Origin of the sequence: Burkholderia sp. LMG 13014, from assembly GCF_905232215.1 — a bacterium.
Taxonomy (GTDB): domain Bacteria; phylum Pseudomonadota; class Gammaproteobacteria; order Burkholderiales; family Burkholderiaceae; genus Burkholderia.
This window is the reverse complement of sequence record NZ_CAJNKE010000493.1, coordinates 1-4,404: the sequence shown is the minus strand read 5'-3', so window position 1 is coordinate 4,404 and position 4,404 is coordinate 1. Positions and strand designations below refer to the sequence as shown.

The 4,404-nt window shown below is 65.8% G+C and carries 4 protein-coding genes; all 4 read right to left on the bottom strand.

Translation table 11 applies throughout. The features are described 5' to 3' along the window. Positions 1 to 415: universal stress protein (locus JYJ84_RS29450; protein ID WP_205189826.1), on the bottom strand; the 415-nt coding region annotated here is incomplete at its 3' end. A 208-nt stretch (positions 416 to 623) separates the two neighbouring features. Further along, positions 624 to 2,006: an amino acid permease gene (locus JYJ84_RS29445; protein ID WP_175222063.1), complete on the bottom strand. Its 1,383-nt coding sequence runs from the start codon at positions 2,004 to 2,006 to the stop codon at positions 624 to 626. A gap of 452 nt (positions 2,007 to 2,458) precedes the next feature. After that, a complete protein-coding gene (locus JYJ84_RS29440) occupies positions 2,459 to 3,484 on the bottom strand; it encodes a DedA family protein/thiosulfate sulfurtransferase GlpE (RefSeq protein ID WP_174958403.1) in 1,026 nt (341 codons plus the stop codon). Between the two features lie 185 nt (positions 3,485 to 3,669). Continuing rightward, complete coding sequence (locus JYJ84_RS29435) at positions 3,670 to 4,176, bottom strand: cupin domain-containing protein (RefSeq protein WP_174958404.1); 507 nt, start codon at positions 4,174 to 4,176, stop codon at positions 3,670 to 3,672. Positions 4,177 to 4,404 lie beyond the last annotated feature (228 nt).

Here is a 4,404-nt window from a genome sequence, read left to right as displayed (position 1 = left end):
CGCCTTCGACCAGCCGTAGCAGCCCGTGATGCGGATTCGCGCCGACCACCAGCACGTCCGCGCGCCACGCCGACGTATCGCTCACCAGTGCATCGGCTACCGAGCCGCCCGTCACCGACGTATCGATGATGGCCTGCTCGACCTCGATGCCGCTGTCGGCGAACAACGCGGCGATCCGTTCGCCGGTGGCTTGCGCCTCGCGCATCATGTCCTCGCGCGCGGACGTCAGCAGCGCGTCGATGCGCGGGATGTCGGGCAAGACGAGGCGCGGGTTGTCGATGGCGCAGACGATGCGCAATCGCATGCCGGGTTGCAGCAGCGTGCGCGCGTAGCGCGCGGCGGACAGCGATTCGGGCGTTGGATCGACGGCCAGCGCGATTCGCGCAAGCGTCGGGATGGGCTGGGCAGGCTGCATGGCGAAGGTCTCCGTGCGTGCGCGTCGTCGCGGAACGACGACGGGAGCTTCGCGCGGAGGCGGCGCGCGGCGGCCGGACAGCCGCCGCGGTCGCGGGGATCGAAGGAATGCCACGCGAAGCGCGGACAATCGATTCGTTCAGCATAGGCCGTCCGGCCCGCGCGCGCATGATCGCGATCAAGAACGCGCGGGCTCCTGCCCGTGCGGCTTACGACTTCGTCGGCACCGATACCGCCGGACGATTCGCGTAGAACAGCGCATACGTGATGCCGAGCAGCACGATCCATACCGGCCCGATCACGAGCGCGACACGCGTGTCGGGCGTAAACGCCATCAGCACGACGACCAGCACGAGAAAACCGAGCGCGACGAACGAACCGAGCGGATAGAACGGTACGCGGATCGGCAGGCGTGCGATCTTGTCGGCCGACAGCGTGCGGCGAAAGCGCATCTGCGCGATCAGGATCACGCACCACGTCCAGATCGCGCCGAACGTCGACACCGACGTGAGCCACGTGAACACGTGCTGCGGCGCGAGATAGTTGAGCAGCACACCGATCAGCAGCAGCGCGACCGACAAGATCACGCCGTACACCGGCACGCCGTTGCGGTTGACCTTGCCGAGCTTGCTCGGTGCCTGGCCCTGCTGCGCGAGGTTGTAGAGCATCCGCGCGGTGCTGAACAGGCCGCTGTTGCACGACGACAGCGCCGCGGTCAGCACGACGAAGTTGATGATGCCGGCGGCGGCCGGGATGCCGAGTCGCGAGAACGTCATCACGAACGGGCTGCCCTGCGTGCCGATCTGGTCCCACGGATAGAGCGACATGATCACGAACAGCGCGCCGATGTAGAAAATCAGCACGCGCCAGAACACCGAGTTCACCGCCTTCGTCAGCGACTTCTCCGGGTTGCGCGCCTCGCCGGCGGTGAGGCCGAGCATCTCGACGCCCAGATACGCGAACATCACGATCGGCAACGCGGCAATCACGCCGTTGATGCCGTTCGGCATGAAGCCGCCGTGCGCCCACAGGTTCGAGAGGCCGATCGCGACGCCGCCGTTACCGATGCCGAACGCGATCATCAGCCCGCCGCCGATGATCATCAGCACGATCGTGACGATCTTGATCAGCGCGAACCAGAACTCGAATTCACCGTAGAGCTTGACCGCGATGAAGTTCACCGAGCCCATCGCCATGAGCGCCGCGAGTGCCCATATCCAGTTCGGTACGCCGGGGAACCACATGTGCATGTAGACGCCGACCGCCGTGATTTCCGCCATACAGGTGACGATCCACACGAACCAGTAGGTCCAGCCGGTCAGGTAGCCAGCGAGAGGCCCGAGGTAATCGCGTGCGTAGCGGCTGAACGCGCCGGCGACCGGATTGGCGATCGCCATCTCGCCCAGTGCGCGCATGATCAGGAAAATCGCGATGCCGCCCAGCAGGTAGGTCAGCAGGATGGCCGGGCCGGCGACGCGGATCGCGGTGGCCGAGCCGAGGAACAGGCCGACGCCGATCGTCGCGCCGAGCGCCATCAGGTTGATGTGCCGCTCTTCCAGCCCACGGTGCAACTGGTCTTCTGGTTGTTTCAAGTCCGTCTCCTGGCAGCCGCGAACGGGCCGCCGTCATTGTCGATGTCAATGCGCGACCGTTCATGCCGATACCGGCATGCCGAAAACGAAATAATCTCCGCCGTCGTTTTCTAAATAAGAAACGACACGGATACTGCGTCAATCCGATTGGAATCGCCGCGAATTATCCGTATTTTCCGGAACAATCCGGAAAACGGATCGGGCCTTTCACGGAATACGCCCGTGCGGCCCGTGTGACGCGGCTGTGCGCGTGACGGACGGCGACGGGATCAATCGCTTTCGGCGCAAACGAACACGCGTCGAATGTGCGCTAGCATGCGCACGCAATATGCAGGCGGGATTATATGGAGAATCAGCGGTTTCACGCCAGTCGATTTTGGTAAAGATCGCGGCGGGTGAAACCGGCGGCGGAATTCGAATGCGCCGAATGCGCGCGTATGCCGCGCGCGGATTTATTTGGACAGCGTCGCGCGCACCGTATATTCGCCTTCGAGCGCGCCGTGTTCCGGACGCACGAAATACCGCGACGCATCGAGATCGGCCGGCATCGGCTCGACCGGGAAGCCGTGCTTTTCCCACGCATCGAGCCCGCCCTTCAGCGCGCGGATGTTGTGGATCATCTTCTTGCGCTGCATTTTCGCGATCAGGCGCTTCGCGGTGGCCTCGTTCGGGCACACGCAATAGACGACGATCGGCCGTTTCAGCAATTCCGGGTCGAGCAGATCGGGCGAATCGAGATCGACCGGCACCGCGCCGGCGATCCGGTACGGTTCGCGCTCGCGAATCGCTTTCGGCCGCGCGTCGAAGATCAGCGGCGGCTCGTCCGACGTCATCATCTCGACGAGTTGCGGCGGCGAGATGCGAACCTGCGCGAGATAGCGGCGGAACTGCACGCGCCGCACCCACCGGTACAGCAGGAACGTGATGAAGATCGCGAGGAACGCATCGAGGATCGTGCCGCCGCTTGCGCGCACCCACAGCACGAACTGGACGATCTGGTCATGAATGGCCGCACCGCCGATCAGCCAGAACGCGGCCCACAGTGACGCGCCGGCCAGATCCCAGAACAGGAACACGCCGACGCCGATCGCGGTCGTGCCGAGCAGCGGCGCCGACACGAGGCCAAGGCCCGGCAGGAATTTGGACAGCACGAGCAACGGTGCGCCGTATCTTTCGAATACGTTACGCGCGAAACGCAGCGTCGTGTCGAGCGACAGCGAGAAGCGCACGAGGCCGTTCAGCAGGCGCCGGCCACGCGTGCGGCCCATGAAGAACCACAGCGAATCGGCCAGCATCGTCGCGCCGATCGCCGCCGCGAACATGCTGACCCAGGACGCCTGCCCCATTGCCGCCATCGTGCCGCCGAGAATCAGCATCGGCACGGCCGGCACCGGCACACCGAGCTGCGTGATCAACACGCTCGCGAACACGGCCCATGGGCCGAGCGACGATGGAATAGCGATGGGAAAGTGCCACACGGCGGCGCTCCTGGAAGGCATCCAGCCGCGCGACGGGGGCCGTCGGTACGGCTGGGCACCGGCCGCCGCGGCACGTCCGCAGCCGACCTGTGCATGACGGGCATTCTAAACGGGTTTGGCCGCGATCGCGCGGAACACACGCCATCGGCACGGGCTTCGCGCGATGGGTTACACCACCGTGACGGTCACATGTCCGTGCGCTGAGCAAGCTGCACGACGTATTCCGCGTAGTCGGGAAACGCGGCGGCCAGCGCCGCGGCGTCGGCTAGTTCGAATTCCGCGAACTCGAAGCCCGGCGCCACCGTGCAGCCGACGAGCGCAACGTGCTCCGGCGCCGCGCAGCGCGCGCCGAACCAGCTCCCGGCCCGCACGACCGCCTGGAACACGGTGCCCGGATGCGTGAGCGGATTGCCGAGCCGGTGGATCGTCAATCCGTCGCGCGCGTCGAGCACCCACACTTCGATCGGGTCGCCCGCGTAGAAATGCCAGACCTCGTCGGAACGGATCCGGTGCCACGACGAATACGCGCCGTCGCACAGCAGGTAGTAGATCGCCGTCGACGCGGCGCGTGGTGCACCGTCGGCCGGACGTACGACCGAATCGGTCGCACGGTAGGTTTCGCGGAAATAGCCGCCTTCGGGATGCGGCTGCAGGTCGAACTGGCGAATCAGGTCGGTAGCGGAAATCGGCATGGCGGATGACGTCGGTAAGGTCAGGAACCGGGCACCCGGCGCACGGCCTCGCTTCGCTCATCGCGAACGCGACCGTCTCCCGCCGGATGCCGCTGCGTCGATCGCCGCGGCCATGCGCGCGGCGAACAAGCGGACACCGGTCGATGCTGCCAGAACTGCGTGTCGGGATGCAATCGCGGGCACGCGATTGCGCCCGTGGATGACTCGGGCGCGCCGCCCTCACCCGGC